Origin of the sequence: Pseudomonas sp. R11F, from assembly GCF_050312575.1 — a bacterium.
Taxonomy (GTDB): Bacteria; Pseudomonadota; Gammaproteobacteria; order Pseudomonadales; family Pseudomonadaceae; genus Aquipseudomonas; species Aquipseudomonas palleroniana.
Map to the genome: position 1 here is coordinate 1 of NZ_JBNPJU010000006.1, position 17,886 is coordinate 17,886.

Sequence of the window (17,886 nt, forward strand, 5' to 3'; positions counted from 1 at the left end):
CTAAACTCCTCTGCATGTTGTTTCAACGGACAGAGGATTCACCATCATGGGCAAACGTCACCCCAATCTCCCCGCCTGGCAATGGCGTAACTACCCACAGAACCATCAACACCCGACCAACCTGGCGCTGCACCTGATTGCCGTGCCGCTGTTTATCATCGGGTTTCTGTTGATCGTATCCGGGGTGTTCAGCCTGAGCCTGGCCAGTGTTGCCGTAGGCATCATCGGCATCCTGGCCGGCCTGGCGTTGCAGCGCCATGGCCATAGCCTGGAAACCCAGGCCAGCGAGCCCTTCAGTGATCGTAAAGATGCGGTGCAACGGCTGGTGGTCGAACAGTTCGTGACGTTTCCGCGTTTTGTATTGAGCGGTGGCTGGTGGCGTGCCTGGCGACAGCGCCACCGGCATTGAGGTCAGGCGAAGACCACGACGCTCTGGCGGCTGATGGCGATCAACTCGCCGCTCGGGCTCCAGAGTGCGGCAGCAGCATGCCCGTAGCCGTCGCGGGCGTGTTCGATATTGACGTAGTACTGGCACCAGTCGAGGGTGGTCAGGTGCTGCAACGGCTGGATAAATTCGATGGTCCAGGTCAGGGTGCTGCCCGGCGCGGGTTTGCTCAGGTGCGGCAGCAAGGCCGGTGGCCAAGCGTCCACCAGAGCGAGGATATGCGCCTCGGTCAACGCCTCTTCCTTCACATCTCCGCGCAGGCGCACCCAACCGCCCATATCACGTGATTTATTGCCGGTGAACGGCAGCCCGCCGACGCTCCATCGCATGGCCAGGTGCCGCATGAACTCAGGGGTGACGCCTTTGATGTACGGCAACTCCTGGCATTCATCCCAGTGTTTGAACGCCGGTGCAGGTTCGCTTGCGACGTTGATCTGCGACTCACGCGCGGCGCCAAAGCTGGCCTGGACCACGGTCGCGACTTCGCCGTTCTGCACCACACGGCCGAGCAACTGGCTGACGGCTTTGCCTTCGCGCAATACTTCCACGTGGTAACTGGCGGCTACCTCCGGCTCAACCGGGCCGACGAAGGTGATCGCCAGTGAGCGTAACGGGCGGTCCGCCGGTACCTGCGCGCGCAGGGCTTCATATTGCAAGGCGGCGACCAACCCACCAAACGTAGCCCGGCCCTGGCCCCATTCGGCCGGAATGGTCACATCCAGCGGGTTGCTACGGGCGGCATCGAGCAAATCACTAAAGCGCATCGGGACCTCACATCAAGAACACGGATGGGGTGATCTTAACCAGCGTGGGGTGACTGCACAGCGCCCATACCGGCCAAAAACCGGACCGGTTCAGAAACAATCGGCGCTGAGTTTATCCAGCACCCGATCCGCGTGCCCTTCTGCCTGGGCCATGGTGCGATGCCACACCGCAACGCAGGGTTGCAAATCCGCTTGGTGTTCGGCCTGGGCCAGCCACTGCCAGCAGTCGTGCCAATCGCCCAACGCGCTTTGGGCACGCTTGAGACGGGACATCGCTTTGGCGGGGAGTTTGTCCAGGTTGGGATACGCCTCGGCCGCGTAGCGCACGCGCTTGATCAGCAACCGTAGACGGTGACGGTCATGATCGGGGTCCTTCAAGGCGTCACCGAGCTTTTGCCATTGCTTGGCGAGACGCTTTTCGATGCGCGGGCGCAAGCCCTTGAGCAACTTCTGGTGCTCGGACGCACGAATAAACCTTGGGAAAGCATCGAGGATCAACAGCAGATGGGCCACTTCGGGGCATTGCGCAACCTGCCGATAAGCCTCGGGCTGCAAGCGCAAACGCCGCGCAGCCGCCTCATGATAACCCTGCTGGTGCAGGTAGGCGGCCAGTACTTCTCGGTCGCGCAGGGGCGTGGTCAATTGACCCACCGCACTGGCGGCCAATTCAAGTTGCTCCACCCCCGGCAAGCCGCGCAGGGGCCGCAACAGGCTACGCAGACGCCGCACGGTGGTGCGCAGATCATGCAGGGCTTCATCGTCGGTGACGGCAGCGAGGCGAGCCTGGCAGCTCAGTAACCCTACTTCCAGGCCAATGACCTGAGCGACTAACTGATCGACCAAAGCTGACATCCCTTCCTCCGCTGACGATGAAATGCTCTGTCGCTACGGCTTATCGGCCGGCACGCGACTCACGAATATAGAAGCGTGCTTTCTCGGCCTTGTTGGCGCACCCCTCAAAGGCTTCGAATTGCTGCTGGGTCTTGGCGCCAGTCAACAAAGACAGGGCCTTGGAGTAACTGACGGTCCCGGCAAAGCCTTCAGCCTTGGCCAGGTCCAGCTCATGCCAGGCGGCATCCAATTGCGTGCCACAGCTATCACGGTAAGCCGTTTTCCCGGCGCAACCGGCCAGGGCCAACACGATCACAGGCACACACATCCAGGCTTTCATCGATGACACCTCAAAATAAACAGAAACAGTCGTAGGCTGTAGACGTTGCCTACAAGGAAAAGTGCCTTGTCTGGCCGCCCAAAAGCATAACTGACGATCGCCAGAGCATACCCGAGCGCCCTGGCCAAGCAGCAAAAATATTCCGCACATCGACGAAGATTGAGCCGCCCCTCGGATGAGCGCATTGTGGTCAACTGTTTTGCGAAGGATCAGCTCATGAAGAAACGTGTGGCCTTGGTACTGGGTTCCGGCGGAGCCCGAGGGTACGCCCATATCGGCGTGATCGAAGAAATCGAACGGCGTGGCTATGACATCGCCTGTATCGCCGGCTGTTCCATGGGCGCGGTGGTGGGTGGGATCTACGCCGCCGGCAAGCTGGACGAGTATCGAAACTGGATCGAAAGCCTCGACTACCTCGACGTACTGCGCCTGGTGGATGTGAGCTTTCGCCTGGGCGCGATTCGTGGCGAGAAAGTGTTCGGGCAGATCCGCAAGATCGTTGGCGAACTCAATATCGAAGAGCTGCGCATTCCCTACACCGCCGTCGCCACCGACCTGACCAACCAACAGGAAATCTGGTTCCAGGAAGGCTGCCTGCACCAAGCCATGCGCGCCTCCGCGGCGATCCCCAGCCTGTTTACCCCCGTGATGCAGGGCAACCGCATGCTGGTCGACGGCGGCCTGCTCAACCCTTTGCCGATCGTGCCGGTGGTGTCGAGCCATTGCGACTTGATCATCGCGGTCAACCTCAATGCCACCAATCAAAAACACTACCAGTTGCCGGTGATCCAGCGCCCGCCTGCGTTCAAGAGCCGCTTCAATAATCTGGCAAGATCCCTGGGCTCACACCTGCCGTTTCGACGTAAACAGGCTGAACAGTTACTGAAGCTGGAGCAGGAGGCATTGCAGGCCGAAGCGGCAGAGATCAACCCATGGCTGGAGTCGGCCGAACCCGAAGCACAGCAGCCCGCCGCAGCGCCGGAAAAAGAAGGCGCACCGAAGTCCGCAACCGGGTCGTTCATCATCGACAACGTCGGCCCGGCGTCACTGCTGGACCTGATCAACCAGAGTTTCGAGGTGATGCAGACGTCATTGGCGCAGTACAAGATTGCCGGTTACCCGCCCGACGTGCTGATCAACGTGCCGAAACGGGTGTGCCGGTTTTTCGAGTTCTACAAAGCGCCGGAGTTGATCGCGCTGGGGCGGGAGATTGCCAGTGATACGCTGGATCGGTATGAGAGTGAGCAGCACTGAAGTTGAGCTGTAGCTGATGGCCTCATCGGGAGCAAGCCCCCTCCCACAGGGGACCGAGCTCTACTTTTGGAATGTGCTCAAATGTGGGGGCTTGCTCCCGATGGCGTCGGAACAGGCACCCGCAATCTAGGCATTCAACAACCGATACCCCACGCCCGCCTCGGTCACGATAAACCTTGGCTGAGTGGGGTCGTCCGCCAGCTTCTGCCGCAGATGGCCCACGACGATGCGCAGGTAGTGGCTGTCCTCGGTATGGGTTGGCCCCCAGATGTCCTTGAGCAGTTGTTGCTGGGTGATCACCCGTCCCGGATGCCGGACCAGCTGCGCCAGTACCGCATATTCCTTGCGGGTAAGCGCCACTTCGGCACCGTCCAACAGCACGCGGCGATAGGCCAGGTCCACCGTCAGGGGGCCGAAATTCAAGGCGGCCTCCTGGGCCTCACCCACCGGCGCCTGGCGCAGCAATGCACGCACGCGGGCGAGAAACTCCTGGATCCCGAACGGCTTGGTCACGTAGTCATTGGCGCCGCCGTCGAGGGCCTCGACCTTCTGACCTTCGCTGGCCCGCACCGACAGCACCAGCACCGGCACGGTCGACCACTCGCGAAACTCGCGCAGCACTTGCTGGCCGTCCATGTCGGGCAGGCCAAGGTCAAGGACCAGCAAGTCCGGTTTGCTCAACGCCGCTTGGGCCAGGCCTTCATTGCCGGTGCCGGCTTCGATCACCTTATAGCCTTGGGAGGCCAGGCTGATGCGCAGGAATTTGCGGATCTGCGGTTCGTCATCAATGACTAGAATCGTCGCGGTCTGGCTCATGGTGTCCAATCAAAATCCGTGGAGAAAAGAGGGTAGCTCAGGCCCCGTGTTCCAAGCCAGGTTGTGTCGGTAAAGGCAGGAACAAAGTGATGCAAGTGCCCCGCCCGTCGATGCCATCGGCCACGCTGATATGCCCACCGTGCGCGCCAACCATGCCCTGGCAGATTGCCAGGCCCAGGCCCGTGCCCTGCCCGCCCCGGTCGCCACGGGCAGCGGTGTAGAACATATCGAAAATCTTCGCCCGCTCATCCTCGGGAATCCCCGGGCCTTCATCGGCCACCGCGAAAAACAGCTGCTCGTCCGCCACGCCGGCAGACAGCTGCAAGCGGCCCTGGGGCGGCGAAAAACGTGCGGCGTTTTCCAGCACATTGACCAAGGCTTGTTCGATCAACGCAGCATGGACATACAACAGCGGCAATTCAGCCGGCACATCGGTGCTTACGCGCAACGGCGCCAGCACGGCGCGCAAACGAGCGAGAGCACTGCCGACGATATCGCCGGGTGACACCCAATCGCGCGCCAGCTTCAATGCACCATGCCCCAGGCGCGTCATATCCAGCAGGTTCTGGATGTAACGGTCGAGGCGCTCGGCTTCATCGCGGGTGCCCTCAAGCAACTCGCGGCGATCTTCCAGAGGGATCGCCTCGCCGAGAGCCAACAGACTGTCGATGCTGCCGCGCATGGAGGTCAACGGCGTGCGCAAATCGTGGGACACCGACGCCAGCAACGCGCTGCGCAACTGTTCGGTTTCGCCATGCAGCCGAGCCGATTCGAGTTCCTGGCCCAACTGAGCCCGCGCCAACGCCTGCGCCAGCGGCTGGCTCAACGCAGTGAGCAAGCGACGGCGTTGGCCGCTCAACTCCAGACCGGGCTTGGGGCTGACACCGAGCAACCCCAAAGGCCCCTCCTCACCCGATAACGGCCACCACCACCAGCGCCCGAATGGCAAGGTGCCCGTGCCCATGCCGGCCGGTTGATCGTGTTGCCAGGCCCAATCGGCGGCGGCGCGTTCGGCTTCGGTCAGGGTCAGCGGGCTGCCGGTCTCGACCTTCCAACCGCCCTGGCCGTCACGGTTGACCAGGCACAGGTCGAGGTCACTCCAGCCTTCCAGATGATGCGCCGCCGCGCTGATCACCGCCTGGCGATCGGTGGCGGCAGTGAGTTTGCGCGACAGGTCGAGCAGTTCACTGGTTTCTTCCTGGGTATCGCGCAGGGCCTGCAATTGCCGGCGTTGGCGCGCAGCAAGGTTGCCGGTCAAGGCCGCCATCAACAAGAAGAACAGCAGGGTCAGCACGTCTTCTTCACGCTGGATGGCAAACGAGAAATTCGGTGGGATAAACAGGAAGTCGTAGGTCAGGAACGACAACGCGGCGCACACCAGGGCCGGTCCCAGGCTGCTGCGTACCGCCACCAGCAAGACGGCCGCGAGAAACACCAGGGAGATATTCGGCAGCGGCAACACACTGGCCACCGCCCAGGCCAACGCCGCCGCGACGATGGTCGCCAGCACCGCCAGGCCGTAGTCGAACCAGACCAGCCCGCGCACATCCGGCAGGCGCGGCGGTGCGGGCATGTCGTCGCTGTCGAGCACGTTGATTTCCAGGCCCCGCGCATTGCGCAGCAAGCGCGCCGCCAGGCCACCTCCAAACAAGCGGCGGCGCCAACGCATCCGCGACTGCCCCACCAGCAACAGGCTGGCACGACGTTCGGCGGCATGCTGGATCAGGGTTTTCGCCACTTCCCCCGCCCGCAGCAGGACGACCTCCCCCCCGAGCCGTTCAGCCAGTTGCTGGGCATTCTGCAGGTGCAGGCGCGATTGCTCATCGCGCGCACGACCGTTGTCGACATGCACCAGGCTCCAGGGTAAATGCCGGCGCTGGGCCACGCGGCTGGCGTGCCGTACCAGACGTTCGGCCTGGGCATCGCCATCGACTCCCACCAACAAACGTCCGCGTACCGTCGGTGCCGCCTGGCCGAGCTGACGATAGCCTTGAGCCAAGTCATCATCGACGTGCGCGGCGGCGGTTTGCATCGCCAGCTCGCGCAAAGCCATCAGGTTGGTCTGGGTAAAAAACGCGTCGATCGCCGCGCGCGCCTGTTCCGGCACGTAGACTTTGCCGTCGCGCAAACGCTCCAGCAGCTCGCGCGATGGCAGGTCGATCAAGAGTAATTCGTCAGCCTCTTGCAGCACCCAGTCCGGCAGGGTTTCACGCACTTGCACGCCCGTGATGCCACGGACCTGGTCATTGAGGCTTTCCAGGTGCTGGACGTTGACCGTGGTGAACACGTTGATGCCGGCGGCGAGCAGCTCCTGGATGTCCTGCCAGCGTTTTTCGTGACGGCTGCCGGGGGCGTTGCTGTGGGCCAGTTCGTCCACCAGCACCAGCTTGGGTTTGGCGGTCAGCAGGCCGTCGAGGTCCATTTCTTCGAGCATCACGCCGCGGTATTCGCTGCGTACCAAGGGTTGCTGCGGCAGGCCACTGAGCAGGGCTTCGGTTTCGGCGCGACCGTGGGTTTCGACCACCCCGGCGATCAACCGCACGCCCTGGCGCAGCTGGGTGTGCGCGGCCTGGAGCATGGCGTAGGTCTTGCCCACACCCGGCGCGGCACCGAGGAAAACTTTGAGCCGGCCACGGCCGTCCCGGGGCAGTTCGGCTAACAAGGCATCGGCGCGGCCGGAGTCGCTCATGCGGGCAGTGTCCTTCAGGTATTTATCTAATCTGGCTCGATGAAGATCAACGGTGGGAGGGGGTTTGCTCCCGATAGCGGTGGGTCAGTTGCACTATCTGTAGCTGAGACACCGCTATCGGGAGCAAGCCCCCTCCCACACGGGATCAGAGTTTTTCCAGGGCCATGTTCAGTGCCAATACATTAACCACCGGCGGCCCCACCAACGGGCTTTCGATATGTTCATCCAACAACCGCTGCAAGGTCGAGACCGGCACATTCCGCGCGGCCGCCACCCGCGCCAGTTGATAGGCAATTGCCTGCGGTGGCAAGTGTGGATCAAGACCGCTGCCGGAGGTAGTCAGCGATGCCAGAGGGACCGGGCCCTGGCTGGGCACCCACTGTTTATTCGCGTCATCAAAAATGCGAGTCGCCAGCGCCGGATTGCTTGGGCCAAGGTTGCTGGCGCTGCTGGACACCGTCGCAAAGGCACCGGCCGACGGGCGCGGATGGAACCAGCTGTCACCGGTAAAGTCCTGTGCGATCAGGCTGGAGCCGCGCACCTTGCCGCTATCATCGCGCACCAGGCTGCCATTGGCCTGGTCGGGAAACGCCACCTGGGCGACACCGGTGACAACCAAGGGGTAAGCCACGCCGGTGATCAGGGTCATGAGGACCAGCAGGCTCAGGGCCGGGCGGATCATGTTAGTCATCTTCACATCCTCAATAAATCGACAAACCAGTGGGGTGGGTTACACCAAGTGCAGTGCGGTCAACAGCATGTCGATCGCCTTGATACCCACGAACGGCACCAGAATCCCGCCCAGCCCATAGATCAGCAGGTTGCGCCGCAACAGCGCCGCCGCACTCGCCGCCTGCACGCGCACGCCGCGCAGCGCCAGCGGAATCAGCACCACAATGATCAGCGCGTTGAACACGATGGCCGAGAGAATCGCGCTTTGCGGGCTCTGCAAGTGCATGACGTTGAGCACGCCCAACTGCGGGTAGATCGCGGCAAACAGCGCCGGCAGGATCGCGAAATACTTGGCCACGTCGTTGGCGATGGAAAAGGTGGTCAACGCACCACGGGTGACCAGTAATTCCTTGCCGATCTGTACCACGTCCAGCAGCTTGGTCGGGTCGCTGTCGAGGTCGACCATGTTGGCGGCTTCCCGAGCGGCCTGGGTGCCATCATTCATCGCCATGCCGACGTCGGCCTGGGCCAGTGCCGGGGCATCGTTGGCGCCGTCACCGCACATTGCCACCAACCGGCCGTCGTTCTGTTCGTGGCGAATGCGGGCAAGTTTCTTCTCCGGCGTGGCTTCGGCCAGCACGTCGTCCACACCCGCCTCGGCGGCAATCGCGGCGGCGGTCAGCGGGTTGTCGCCGGTGACCATCACCGTGCGGATGCCCAGTTTGCGCAACTCGGCGAAACGCTCGCGGATGCCAGGCTTGACCACGTCCTTGAGATGGATCGCACCCAGCAATTTGCCATCGGCGCACACCAGCAGCGGTGTGCCGCCGCTCTGGGCGATCTTGTCGATTTCGCGGGACAGTGCCGGTTGCAGATCACGACGTTGTTGGCCAATGAATGCCAGCAGCGAATCCACGGCACCTTTGCGGTACACACGGCCCTGGTAGTCGACACCCGATAAACGGGTTTCGGCACTGAACGGCACGGCGGTCAGTTGATCCAGGGTCGGCTCGGCCTGGGGGTACAGGGCGCGCAGGTATTCGACAATGGACTTGCCTTCGGCCGTGTCGTCCGCCAGCGACGCCAGCAAGGCACCTTCGGCCAGGTCCCGACCGCTGACGCCAGGCGCTGCGAGCACGGCCGCGCAGCGACGGTTGCCGAACGTGATGGTGCCGGTCTTATCCAGCAGCAATACGTGTACATCCCCCGCCGCTTCCACGGCACGCCCGGACTTGGCAATCACGTTGAGGCGCACCAGGCGGTCCATGCCGGCGATACCGATGGCCGACAACAGCCCACCAATGGTGGTAGGAATCAACGTCACCAGCAGTGCGACCAGGAACACCAGCGGCAAGCTGCCATTGGCGAAGTGAGCGAACGGCTGCAGGGTCACCACCACCAACAGGAAGATCAGGGTCAGGCCGATCAGCAAAATGTCCAACGCGACTTCGTTGGGGGTTTTCTGACGTTTGGCGCCTTCCACGAGGGCGATCATACGATCCAGGGTCGACTCACCGGGGTTGGCGCTGATGCGGATCAGCAACCAGTCCGACACCAGCCGGGTGTTGCCGGTGACGGCCGAACGGTCGCCGCCGGACTCGCGGATCACCGGCGCGGATTCGCCCGTGATCGCCGCTTCGTTGACCGCCGCAATCCCTTCGATGACCTCGCCGTCACCGGGGATCATTTCCCCGGCGGCAACGCGGACCACGTCACCTTTGCGCAGGCTGGTGGCCGGCACCACCTTGAAACTGCCATCGGCCTCTTTACGCCGTGCGCTCAGGCCTTCACTGCCGGCCTTTAGGCTGTCGGCGCGGGCCTTGCCGCGACCTTCGGCCAAGGCTTCGGCGAAGTTGGCGAACAACACGGTGAACCATAGCCACACCGCGATTTGCACAGCGACAAAGGTCGGCACGGCGGTGTCGGGCACGAAGCACAACACGGTCGTCAGGATAGCGGTCAGTTCAACCACCAGCATGACCGGCGAGCGTTGCAGCTGCCGTGGGTCCAGCTTGACGAAAGCCTGGCCCAGCGCCGGGCGCCACAGGGCGGAGATGGCGGTTTTGGCGGGTTCCTGGGTGGCTACGGAAGCCGCATTTTTTGCAGGCATATTCATTGTCATATCCCTTATCAGAAGCCCATGCTCAAGTGTTCGGCGATGGGGCCCAACGCCAGTGTCGGCAGGAAAGTCAGGCCGCCCACCAGCAAGATGGTCACGGTCAACAACGTCACGAACAGCGGGCCGTGGGTGGGGAAGCTGTTCTGGCCGATCGGCGCGGTCTTCTTCATCGCCAGGCTACCGGCCAGGGCCAGTACCGGAAGGATGTAGCCGAAGCGGCCGATCAACATGCCCAGGCCCAACATCAGGTTATGGAACGCGGTGTTGCCACTGAAACCGCCGAAGGCCGAGCCGTTGTTGGCGCTGGCCGAGGTATAGGCATACAGCAACTGGCTGAAGCCGTGCGGCCCTGGGTTACTGATGGCACCGGCCGGGCCGGGCAGGCTGGCGGCGATAGCGCCGAGTACCAGCACACCCACCGGCATGACCAGCAGGGTCACGACGAGCAATTGCACTTCCTTGGCCTGCAGCTTCTTGCCCAGGTATTCGGGAGTACGACCGATCATCAGGCCGGCGAGGAAGACCGCGATCAACACGTTGAGCAACATGCCGTACATGCCCGCGCCGACGCCGCCGAAGATCACTTCGCCGACCATCATGTTGACCAGCGCCACCATCCCGCTCAGGGGATTGAGGCTGTCTTGCATGCCGTTGACCGAACCGTTGGACGCCGCCGTGGTAGTCACCGACCACAGCACGGTGCCGGTGGTGCCGAAGCGCGCTTCTTTACCTTCCAGTGGTGCGGTTTGCTCAACCGCCGGGTTGGTCAGGGTCGGGTTGGGCTGGTATTCGGCCCACAGCGAAGTCGCGCCACCAATCAGGAACAGGGCCAGCATGCAGCCCAGGATCGCGCGGCTCTGGCGCAGGTCCTTGACGTAGTGACCGAAGGTGAACACCAGTGCCACGGGGATCAGGATGATCGCGGCCAATTCAAACAGGTTGGCCCACGCAGTCGGATCTTCGAAGGGGTGGGCGGAGTTGACGCCGAAGAAACCGCCGCCGTTGGTGCCCAGTTGTTTAATCGCAATCTGGCTGGCCGCAGGGCCCAGCGGAATCACTTGATCCACGCCCTGCAGGGTCACGGCGTCCACGTAATGCGCGAAAGTCTGCGGTACGCCCTGCCATACCAGGAACAGCGCAAGCACCAGGCACAAGGGCAACAGGCCATAGAGGGTGGCGCGGGTCATATCGACCCAGAAGTTACCCAAGGTCTTGGTGGACTTGCGACCGATACCGCGGCAGAGCGCGACCAGGACGGCCAGGCCGGTGGCGGCGCTGACGAAGTTCTGCACGGTCAGGCCGACCATCTGGCTGAGGTAGCTCAGGGACGCTTCGCCGCTGTAGTTCTGCCAGTTGGTATTGGTCATGAAACTGACCGCGGTATTGAAGGCTAGCGTCCACTCCTGCCCCGGCAATTTCTGCGGGTTCAGTGGGAGGTAGTCCTGGAACAGCAGGATCGCGAACAGCAACACAAAACCGGCCAGGTTGAACGCGATCAGCGCCAGCGTGTACTTCTGCCAGCTTTGCTCCTGGTGCTCGTCGACGCCCGACAGGCGATAGCAGGCTTTTTCCACCGGCGTCAGAACCGGGCTCAACCACGTGCGCTGGCCTTCCATCACCTTGTAGTAGAACCGCCCCAGGAACGGCGCCGGCACCAGCACCACGGCAAAAAAGGCGATGATCAGCCAATAGTCATAACTGTGCATAGCCCGCTCCTAGTTCCGATCCGCGCGTAACAGCGCAACCAGCAGATAAATGAACAGCGCCACGGCCAATAGCAGTGACACCGCGTCCAGAACGCTCATGGAAGTCTCTCCGTTTTGCGGCGATTGCCGCGTGTGAGGCAATTGTCCGCAGGAGCGGCGTAAAGGAACGAGACCGAGGGCGTGGGCGGGGCGTAAAGACGGCGTAAAGAGTGGCTTTACAGGAGGTTTACAGGGGCTGGGAGGGCCTCTTCGCGAGTAAGCCCGCTCCCACACTTGACCGCGTATTTTCTGATGAACCTCGGTGAAGTGTGGGAGCGGGCTTGCTCGCGAAAGCGCCAGTCGAGTCTCTGCCGCACTTTGCTGGTGCAACTCCAGCGACTTTCAAACGCCAAACCGTTCCCCCGACGACAGTCGCGTGTCTTTACGACACGGTTGCGTGGGCTGGCATGGCCGCTGCAACACCTTGAATCATTCCAACCAGTTCAGGGAGCACCCCATAATGAACACACAACTCAAACCCACTTTGGGCACCTTGCACCTGTGGGGCATCGCGGTCGGCCTGGTGATATCCGGCGAGTATTTTGGCTGGAGCTACGGCTGGGGCGTGGCAGGCACGCTGGGGTTTCTGGTGACGTCGCTGATGGTCGCGGCGATGTACACCTGCTTTATCTTCAGCTTCACCGAGCTGACGACTGCCATCCCCCATGCTGGCGGGCCGTTTGCCTACAGCCGCCGCGCCTTTGGTGAAAAAGGCGGCTTGATCGCCGGCCTCGCGACCTTGATCGAGTTTGTGTTTGCGCCCCCCGCCATCGCCTTGGCCATCGGTGCTTACCTGAATGTGCAGTTCCCCGCACTGGACCCGAAACACGCAGCCGTCGGTGCCTACATCGTGTTCATGGGCCTCAACATTCTCGGGGTGAAGCTCGCAGCCACGTTCGAACTGGTGGTGTGTGTACTCGCGGTCGCCGAATTGCTGGTCTTCATGGGCGTGGTCGCGCCGGCATTCAGCTTCAGCAACTTTGCCCTCAATGGCTGGGCCGGTGCGGACACCTTCGGCGCGCCGGCGATCGCCGGGATGTTCGCGGCGATCCCCTTCGCCATCTGGTTCTTCCTGGCTATTGAAGGTGCCGCCATGGCGGCCGAAGAGGCGAAAGATCCGAAACGCACCATCCCGAAAGCCTATATCAGCGGCATCCTGACGCTGGTGATCCTGGCCATGGGCGTGATGTTCTTTGCCGGCGGCGTGGGCGACTGGCGTGCGCTGTCGAACATCAACGACCCGCTGCCCCAAGCCATGAAGGCCGTGGTCGGTAACGGTTCGGGCTGGCTGCACATGCTGGTCTGGATTGGCCTGTTCGGGCTGGTGGCCAGTTTCCACGGCATCATCCTCGGCTACTCGCGTCAGTTCTTTGCCCTGGCGCGTGCGGGCTACCTGCCGTCCTTCCTGGCCAAACTGTCGCGTTTTCAGACACCGCACCGGGCGATCATCGCCGGTGGCGTGGTCGGCATCGCCGCCATCTACAGCGATGGCCTGATCAACCTGGGCGGCATGACACTGACAGCGGCCATGATCACCATGGCGGTGTTCGGTGCCATCGTGATGTACATCATGAGCATGCTCAGCCTGTTCAAGCTGCGCAAGACCGAGCCACTGCTGGAACGTACGTTCCGCGCGCCGGGCTATCCCATCGTGCCGGGCATTGCGCTGGTGCTGGCCGTGGTGTGCCTGGTGGCCATGGCCTGGTTCAATGCGCTGATCGGCTTGATCTTCCTGGGTTTCATGCTGGTGGGGTTCGTGTACTTCCAGATGACCGCACAGGACCGCGCCGACGCACCGGCGGATGCGATGTTGACCGGGCTCTGAGATATTGAGGCGGAACGGGCCTACACTGAACTACTCAGAATGCCCGTGACTCAAAGCGGTACTACTGTGGGAAAATTCTCCCACGATAGTCCGCCTCAAGGAGAGCCTTATGCCGTGGTATGCGTGGTTGATTTTAGTGGTAGCGATCGGGTCGATCGTCGGTGGGCTGCTGATGCTGCGTGACAGCGCCAACAAGGTGGAACTCACCGAAGAACAACGTAAACGCGTGGCCGAACGCAACGCCCAGGCGGACGCCAAGGATGCGCAGGATCGCTAAGCCGGTTTACTCCCAGGCCGCCTTGGCAATGTGCAAACCGTGCTGCCCCCTGTAGGCAGCACGCTCAGGCTGAGTCCAGCCGTCCAATAACTCATCCTCCAATCGGTAGATTTCGACCCCCAGCGGACGGCACACCGTCAACGGGTCCTGCGCGTCCGGCCCCCACATCGGCAGCGAGAGATCTCCGCCAGGGCAAGTCGACAATGCGCATAGCAGATCGATCTCGGCGAAGAACTCCAGGTAGTCGCCCTTCTGCGCCGGGCAGGCTTTCATGAAGTACATATCGTCATGATTGAGCCCGGTGCACTGGAAGATATTCAGCACGTCATGCACATCGAATTCCGTCAGGCCGTGGGGTAATACCGCACGCGTGAGGTTGGAGTGGCAATGATGATGGAAGTCCTCGCCTGTCAGCATGCGGTTCACATACGGATCGCAGCGCGTGCCCAGCAGATCATGCAAACGACCGCCATGTTCGTCGATGCCATAGCCGGCCAGACTGTCATCGGTGATCGTTACCAGAGGTCTTAAAAATGGCAGGTTGGACCATAACCGGTCGTGGGTGCTGACATGGGCGCCCTGCAATTGCCTCGTACGCGCCGCCCACAGACGTTCGCGCGGGTCATTGGCGTTCCACACGTTGAAGTCCCCCACCTGCGGCCCCACCGGCGTAGTGACACGGAACACATGCCCGGCCGGCACCTTCCACGCCCTCCCCGTCCGAATTGGCACCTCGAACTGTTCGATCAGCGTACGCTGGCCGGCCCGGTCACGAATACGCTCATAGAACGCCGTATCGACTTGCAGCGCAGAGCCTTTGCTGACTTGGTAAGCAGCTGGGTAGTCTTTGTACATGGGGCAACCCTCCTTCAAGGGTGATCAAACAAGGCAAGGGAAAGGCGTTCGGAATCGTCCAGGTACAGGCTCATCGCCTCCCCTGCCGCCGGTTTATCTTCCTGGATCAGTAACTGGTAAATCTCACGGTCGCGCTCCAGCCAGGGCGACTGGAAACGCTGCTCATCAGGGGCGGCACAGAACACCAACCGCAGTTGGGCAATCACTTGGGCGAAAAACTCATCGAACAACGGGCTGCGCATCAGCCTGACAATCTGCTGATGGAACAGCAGGCTGTGAGTGGCCACTGCTCGCCAATCCTCACGCTCACGGGCAAGACTGGTTGCCTCAATCGCGTTTTGCATGTGTGCGGCCTGATCAGTCGTCAGCGCGCCGCTCTGGGCAATAGCCTGCAGCTCCAGAGTGCGGCGTACGACGAACAGGTCGCGCACCTCCTCCCTTTCCAAGCGCCGGACCATCACACCTTTGTTGCGTATATAGCGCGTAAGCCCTTCCTGCCCTAGACGATGCAGCGCTTCGCGGATGGTATTGCGCGAAGCGTTGTATCCCTTGACCAGGTCACCTTCGACCAGCGCCATACCTGGCAGCAAACGCCCGCCGATGATATCGGCACGTAATTCGAGGGCGATCTGGTCAGCCAGGGACAAATTGAGAGTCATCGTTACCTCAGGATTGTTGAACAATGCCGGGAACAGAGGTAATCACTTTTCATGCCAAGGTTGTTGGGACATCCTGCCGATAAGGTTTCAGATGCAGAAAAGGCCGGTCAATGACCGGCCTCCTGGGCGATTTTTCACATATTCAATTGATGATCAGCCTGTCGCGATTTTTCTCCAGCAACGCCTTGCCGATGCCCTTCACTTCCAACAACTCATCTACCGCCGTGAAGGGGCCGTTGCTTTCACGATAGGCGATGATCGCCTTGGCTTTGGCCGCTCCGATACCAAACAGATCGCGACGCAGGGTTTCGGCGTCAGCGGCGTTAAGGTTGACCTTGGCGGATTGCTCGACCTGGACCTTCTGCGCCGCAACGGCGGCCGGAGCTTCCGGCTTGGCGGATGGAGCCGCGATGGTAGCGACTGAGAAGCTGGTGAGGAAGGCGAAGATAAGGGAAGAGATGTACGCGTTTTGCATTGGTGACGCTCCATGACATCGGTAAGAGAAAAGCAGCTTTTCCGAAGCTGCTTTTCTAACTTAGGTGATGTTAGGAGAGAGTCAAAAGTGAGTGAGTAACAGGGTGTTAGCTCAGGGCTCGAGGCGACGCTGCTGGTAGATCCAGTCGACAATTTCGCCGTCGGGAGAGTAGCCGCTGACGGTGTCGCGCAGTAATTGGCGGACTCGGGTGTAATCGTCCTCATCCACGGCGGCAAGCAGCTCGCTCAGCTTCCCTTTGAGTACGTCCCAAGCGAGATGGTCTTCGTTGGCGCTCATGATCATCGGGTGCTGGGTGGCGACCACGTTGTCACCGATCAGCAACTCTTCGTAAAGTTTTTCACCAGGCCGCAAGCCGGAAAACTCGATGGCTATATCGCCGTGCGGGTTCTTGTCTGAGCGAACACTCAGGCCAGACAGGTGAATCATCTTCTCCGCGAGCTCGACGATTTTTACCGGTTCCCCCATGTCCAGCACAAATACATCACCACCAAGGCCCATAGAGCCTGCCTGAATCACCAACTGCGCGGCCTCAGGGATAGTCATGAAGTAACGGGTGATCTTGGGGTGGGTCACCGTGAGCGGGCCACCCGACTTGATCTGCTTGTGGAAGAGCGGAATCACCGAGCCCGAAGAACCCAGCACATTGCCAAAACGCACCATGGTGAAACGAGTTTTATTGACCCGCGAGACATTTGATTTGTCACCGAACAGTACGGGTGCCAATTCGCGACTCAGGGCTTGCAAAGTCAACTCAGCCAAGCGTTTGGTACTGCCCATGACATTGGTAGGACGAACTGCCTTGTCCGTCGAGATCAGAACAAAGTTCTCCACTCCCGCCTGCAATGCAGCCTGGGCGGTATTCAATGTGCCGATCACATTGTTCAACACCCCCTCGGCGATGTTGTGTTCAACCATGGGCACATGCTTGTAGGCGGCGGCATGATAGACCGTATCGACGTGCCAGGTTTTCATCACATCAAGCAGTTTAGACTGATTGCGCACAGAGCCCAGGATCGGCAACAGCTTCACCGGGAGCGACTCACGGGTGATTCGCTGCTCCAGTTCCGAAAGGATGCTGTAGAGGTTGAATTCGCTGTGTTCGAACAGCAGCAATGTAGTCGGTCGCAAAGCCAGGATTTGTCGGCATAGCTCGGATCCGATCGACCCACCCGCGCCGGTCACAAGGACACTTTTTCCTTTAATGCAGCGCTCCAGCAATTCGCCTTGTGCAGGCACCGCGTCACGCCCTAACAGGTCGGCAATGTCGACTTCCTGGATGTCATCCACCTTTACACGGCCGCTGGCGAGGTCCATGAAACCTGGAACGCTTCGTACGTGGAGAGGAAAGCCTTCGAGGAACCCCAGGATTTCGCGACGGCGTCCACGGTTCGATGAAGGGATTGCGAGCAGGATTTCTTGAGCGCCAGTGGCGTCGATCATTCGCTGGATGTGCTTTGGCTTATAGACTTGCAGCCCGGAGATAACGCGATCAGTAATACTGACGTCATCGTCGATAAAGGCGACTGGACGCATCACTCTGCCCATACGCAAAGCAGCAACCAATTGGTTCCCCGCAGCACCAGCACCATAGATGGCAACACGCGACAGGCCATCGTCACGACTTGTGAACGGGACATGCTGTGACGCGGCAAACCAGTCACCCAGAAAATACTGACGCATTGCCAGGCGCAGGCCACCAACCATAATGAGGCTCAACCACCAATAGTTGAAAATTATGGAACGTGGAACCACGTTCTGGTGGTTGCTGTACCAGTAGACGACCACACCGAGAATCAGTGACGACAGGCTGACCGCTTTAATAATCGCGATAAGTGCATCGTTACCGAAGTAACGCATCACCGCTCGATACATACCGAAGCGTACGAACAGAGGGATTCCGACAATAGGAGCGGCAATGAACAGCCAGAGGTGCACACGAACCGGATTAACCAGTTCGTCAACGCCCAGGCGTACGACGAACGCGAGCCACAAGGCTAACCAAACCAAAAATACATCAGTACCAATCTGAATCAGTCGTTTTTTTCGTCTAGGTAGCGCGACCAAATACGCCCGTAACTTATCCATAGCCTCTTCAAACA

At 60.9% G+C, this 17,886-nt stretch carries 17 protein-coding genes; 4 read left to right on the forward strand and 13 right to left on the reverse strand.

Translation table 11 applies throughout. The features are described 5' to 3' along the window. Positions 1-46: 46 nt before the first annotated feature. Positions 47-409 (forward strand): Mpo1-like protein, encoded by a 363-nt coding sequence (locus ACQRBV_RS00965; protein WP_090366044.1) that lies wholly within the window; start codon positions 47-49, stop codon positions 407-409. Positions 410-411: 2 nt separating this feature from the next. Here ACQRBV_RS00965 and ACQRBV_RS00970 read toward each other — a convergent pair whose 3' ends face one another. The 3 genes from ACQRBV_RS00970 to ACQRBV_RS00980 all read right to left on the reverse strand — a co-directional run bounded on the left by ACQRBV_RS00970 (position 412) and on the right by ACQRBV_RS00980 (position 2,380). Beyond that, a complete protein-coding gene (locus ACQRBV_RS00970) occupies positions 412-1,209 on the reverse strand; it encodes an acyl-CoA thioesterase (RefSeq protein WP_411984530.1) in 798 nt (265 codons plus the stop codon). A gap of 90 nt (positions 1,210-1,299) precedes the next feature. Then, positions 1,300-2,061: a CHAD domain-containing protein gene (locus ACQRBV_RS00975; RefSeq protein ID WP_244383999.1), complete on the reverse strand. Its 762-nt coding sequence runs from the start codon at positions 2,059-2,061 to the stop codon at positions 1,300-1,302. A 40-nt stretch (positions 2,062-2,101) separates the two neighbouring features. Next, the gene (locus tag ACQRBV_RS00980; protein ID WP_017734442.1) at positions 2,102-2,380 is read right to left on the reverse strand and encodes a hypothetical protein; all 279 of its coding nucleotides are present in this window, start codon (positions 2,378-2,380) and stop codon (positions 2,102-2,104) included. Positions 2,381-2,596: 216 nt separating this feature from the next. Between ACQRBV_RS00980 and ACQRBV_RS00985 the strand changes: the two genes are divergently transcribed. Further along, positions 2,597-3,634: a patatin-like phospholipase family protein gene (locus tag ACQRBV_RS00985; protein ID WP_060753234.1), complete on the forward strand. Its 1,038-nt coding sequence runs from the start codon at positions 2,597-2,599 to the stop codon at positions 3,632-3,634. Positions 3,635-3,760: 126 nt separating this feature from the next. Here ACQRBV_RS00985 and ACQRBV_RS00990 read toward each other — a convergent pair whose 3' ends face one another. The 6 genes from ACQRBV_RS00990 to kdpF form a co-directional block, all read right to left on the reverse strand. Further along, positions 3,761-4,450 carry a response regulator gene (locus tag ACQRBV_RS00990; protein WP_411984529.1) on the reverse strand — a complete coding sequence of 230 codons (690 nt, stop codon included), beginning with the start codon at positions 4,448-4,450 and terminating at the stop codon, positions 3,761-3,763. Between the two features lie 37 nt (positions 4,451-4,487). After that, positions 4,488-7,139 carry a sensor histidine kinase gene (locus ACQRBV_RS00995; RefSeq protein WP_205344908.1) on the reverse strand — a complete coding sequence of 884 codons (2,652 nt, stop codon included), beginning with the start codon at positions 7,137-7,139 and terminating at the stop codon, positions 4,488-4,490. Between the two features lie 145 nt (positions 7,140-7,284). Then, a complete protein-coding gene (gene kdpC, locus ACQRBV_RS01000; protein ID WP_090366052.1) occupies positions 7,285-7,830 on the reverse strand; it encodes a potassium-transporting ATPase subunit KdpC in 546 nt (181 codons plus the stop codon). 39 nt (positions 7,831-7,869) lie between these two features. Next, on the reverse strand, positions 7,870-9,927 hold the full coding sequence (gene kdpB, locus ACQRBV_RS01005) for a potassium-transporting ATPase subunit KdpB (protein WP_411984528.1): 2,058 nt from the start codon (positions 9,925-9,927) through the stop codon (positions 7,870-7,872). A gap of 14 nt (positions 9,928-9,941) precedes the next feature. Further along, positions 9,942-11,636: a potassium-transporting ATPase subunit KdpA gene (gene kdpA, locus ACQRBV_RS01010; RefSeq protein WP_411984527.1), complete on the reverse strand. Its 1,695-nt coding sequence runs from the start codon at positions 11,634-11,636 to the stop codon at positions 9,942-9,944. A gap of 9 nt (positions 11,637-11,645) precedes the next feature. Continuing rightward, positions 11,646-11,735 (reverse strand): K(+)-transporting ATPase subunit F, encoded by a 90-nt coding sequence (kdpF, locus tag ACQRBV_RS01015; protein ID WP_057703805.1) that lies wholly within the window; start codon positions 11,733-11,735, stop codon positions 11,646-11,648. Between the two features lie 400 nt (positions 11,736-12,135). Here kdpF and eat point away from each other — a divergent pair, with 400 nt between their 5' ends. Together eat and ACQRBV_RS01025 are read left to right on the forward strand one after the other, a co-directional pair. Continuing rightward, entirely contained in the window at positions 12,136-13,500 is a 1,365-nt protein-coding gene (gene eat, locus ACQRBV_RS01020; protein WP_060753228.1) for an ethanolamine permease, read from the forward strand. A gap of 109 nt (positions 13,501-13,609) precedes the next feature. Next, positions 13,610-13,777, forward strand: coding sequence for a DUF2897 family protein (locus tag ACQRBV_RS01025; protein WP_076017312.1), 168 nt, complete (start codon positions 13,610-13,612; stop codon positions 13,775-13,777). 6 nt (positions 13,778-13,783) lie between these two features. Here the strand turns inward: ACQRBV_RS01025 and ACQRBV_RS01030 are convergent, their stop codons facing one another. The 4 genes from ACQRBV_RS01030 to ACQRBV_RS01045 all read right to left on the reverse strand — a co-directional run bounded on the left by ACQRBV_RS01030 (position 13,784) and on the right by ACQRBV_RS01045 (position 17,872). Next, a complete protein-coding gene (locus ACQRBV_RS01030) occupies positions 13,784-14,632 on the reverse strand; it encodes an urea carboxylase-associated family protein (RefSeq protein ID WP_060753227.1) in 849 nt (282 codons plus the stop codon). 14 nt (positions 14,633-14,646) lie between these two features. After that, on the reverse strand, positions 14,647-15,291 hold the full coding sequence (locus ACQRBV_RS01035) for a GntR family transcriptional regulator (protein WP_060753226.1): 645 nt from the start codon (positions 15,289-15,291) through the stop codon (positions 14,647-14,649). 142 nt (positions 15,292-15,433) lie between these two features. Beyond that, complete coding sequence (locus ACQRBV_RS01040) at positions 15,434-15,766, reverse strand: ComEA family DNA-binding protein (RefSeq protein ID WP_060753225.1); 333 nt, start codon at positions 15,764-15,766, stop codon at positions 15,434-15,436. 111 nt (positions 15,767-15,877) lie between these two features. Next, complete coding sequence (locus tag ACQRBV_RS01045) at positions 15,878-17,872, reverse strand: polysaccharide biosynthesis protein (protein ID WP_104995876.1); 1,995 nt, start codon at positions 17,870-17,872, stop codon at positions 15,878-15,880. Positions 17,873-17,886: the final 14 nt, after the last annotated feature.

Coding starts and splice junctions, on each gene's coding strand:
- ACQRBV_RS00975 (WP_244383999.1), bottom strand. CDS start 2,061: ATGTCAGCTTTGGTCGATCAGTTAGTCGCTCAGGTCATTGGCCTGGAA.
- ACQRBV_RS00980 (WP_017734442.1), bottom strand. CDS start 2,380: ATGAAAGCCTGGATGTGTGTGCCTGTGATCGTGTTGGCCCTGGCCGGT.
- ACQRBV_RS01025 (WP_076017312.1), top strand. CDS start 13,610: ATGCCGTGGTATGCGTGGTTGATTTTAGTGGTAGCGATCGGGTCGATC.
- ACQRBV_RS01045 (WP_104995876.1), bottom strand. CDS start 17,872: ATGGATAAGTTACGGGCGTATTTGGTCGCGCTACCTAGACGAAAAAAA.
- ACQRBV_RS01040 (WP_060753225.1), bottom strand. CDS start 15,766: ATGCAAAACGCGTACATCTCTTCCCTTATCTTCGCCTTCCTCACCAGC.
- ACQRBV_RS01035 (WP_060753226.1), bottom strand. CDS start 15,291: ATGACTCTCAATTTGTCCCTGGCTGACCAGATCGCCCTCGAATTACGT.
- kdpB (WP_411984528.1), bottom strand. CDS start 9,927: ATGAATATGCCTGCAAAAAATGCGGCTTCCGTAGCCACCCAGGAACCC.
- ACQRBV_RS00965 (WP_090366044.1), top strand. CDS start 47: ATGGGCAAACGTCACCCCAATCTCCCCGCCTGGCAATGGCGTAACTAC.
- eat (WP_060753228.1), top strand. CDS start 12,136: ATGAACACACAACTCAAACCCACTTTGGGCACCTTGCACCTGTGGGGC.
- ACQRBV_RS00995 (WP_205344908.1), bottom strand. CDS start 7,139: ATGAGCGACTCCGGCCGCGCCGATGCCTTGTTAGCCGAACTGCCCCGG.
- ACQRBV_RS00985 (WP_060753234.1), top strand. CDS start 2,597: ATGAAGAAACGTGTGGCCTTGGTACTGGGTTCCGGCGGAGCCCGAGGG.
- ACQRBV_RS01030 (WP_060753227.1), bottom strand. CDS start 14,632: ATGTACAAAGACTACCCAGCTGCTTACCAAGTCAGCAAAGGCTCTGCG.
- ACQRBV_RS00970 (WP_411984530.1), bottom strand. CDS start 1,209: ATGCGCTTTAGTGATTTGCTCGATGCCGCCCGTAGCAACCCGCTGGAT.
- kdpA (WP_411984527.1), bottom strand. CDS start 11,636: ATGCACAGTTATGACTATTGGCTGATCATCGCCTTTTTTGCCGTGGTG.
- kdpF (WP_057703805.1), bottom strand. CDS start 11,735: ATGAGCGTTCTGGACGCGGTGTCACTGCTATTGGCCGTGGCGCTGTTC.
- ACQRBV_RS00990 (WP_411984529.1), bottom strand. CDS start 4,450: ATGAGCCAGACCGCGACGATTCTAGTCATTGATGACGAACCGCAGATC.
- kdpC (WP_090366052.1), bottom strand. CDS start 7,830: ATGACTAACATGATCCGCCCGGCCCTGAGCCTGCTGGTCCTCATGACC.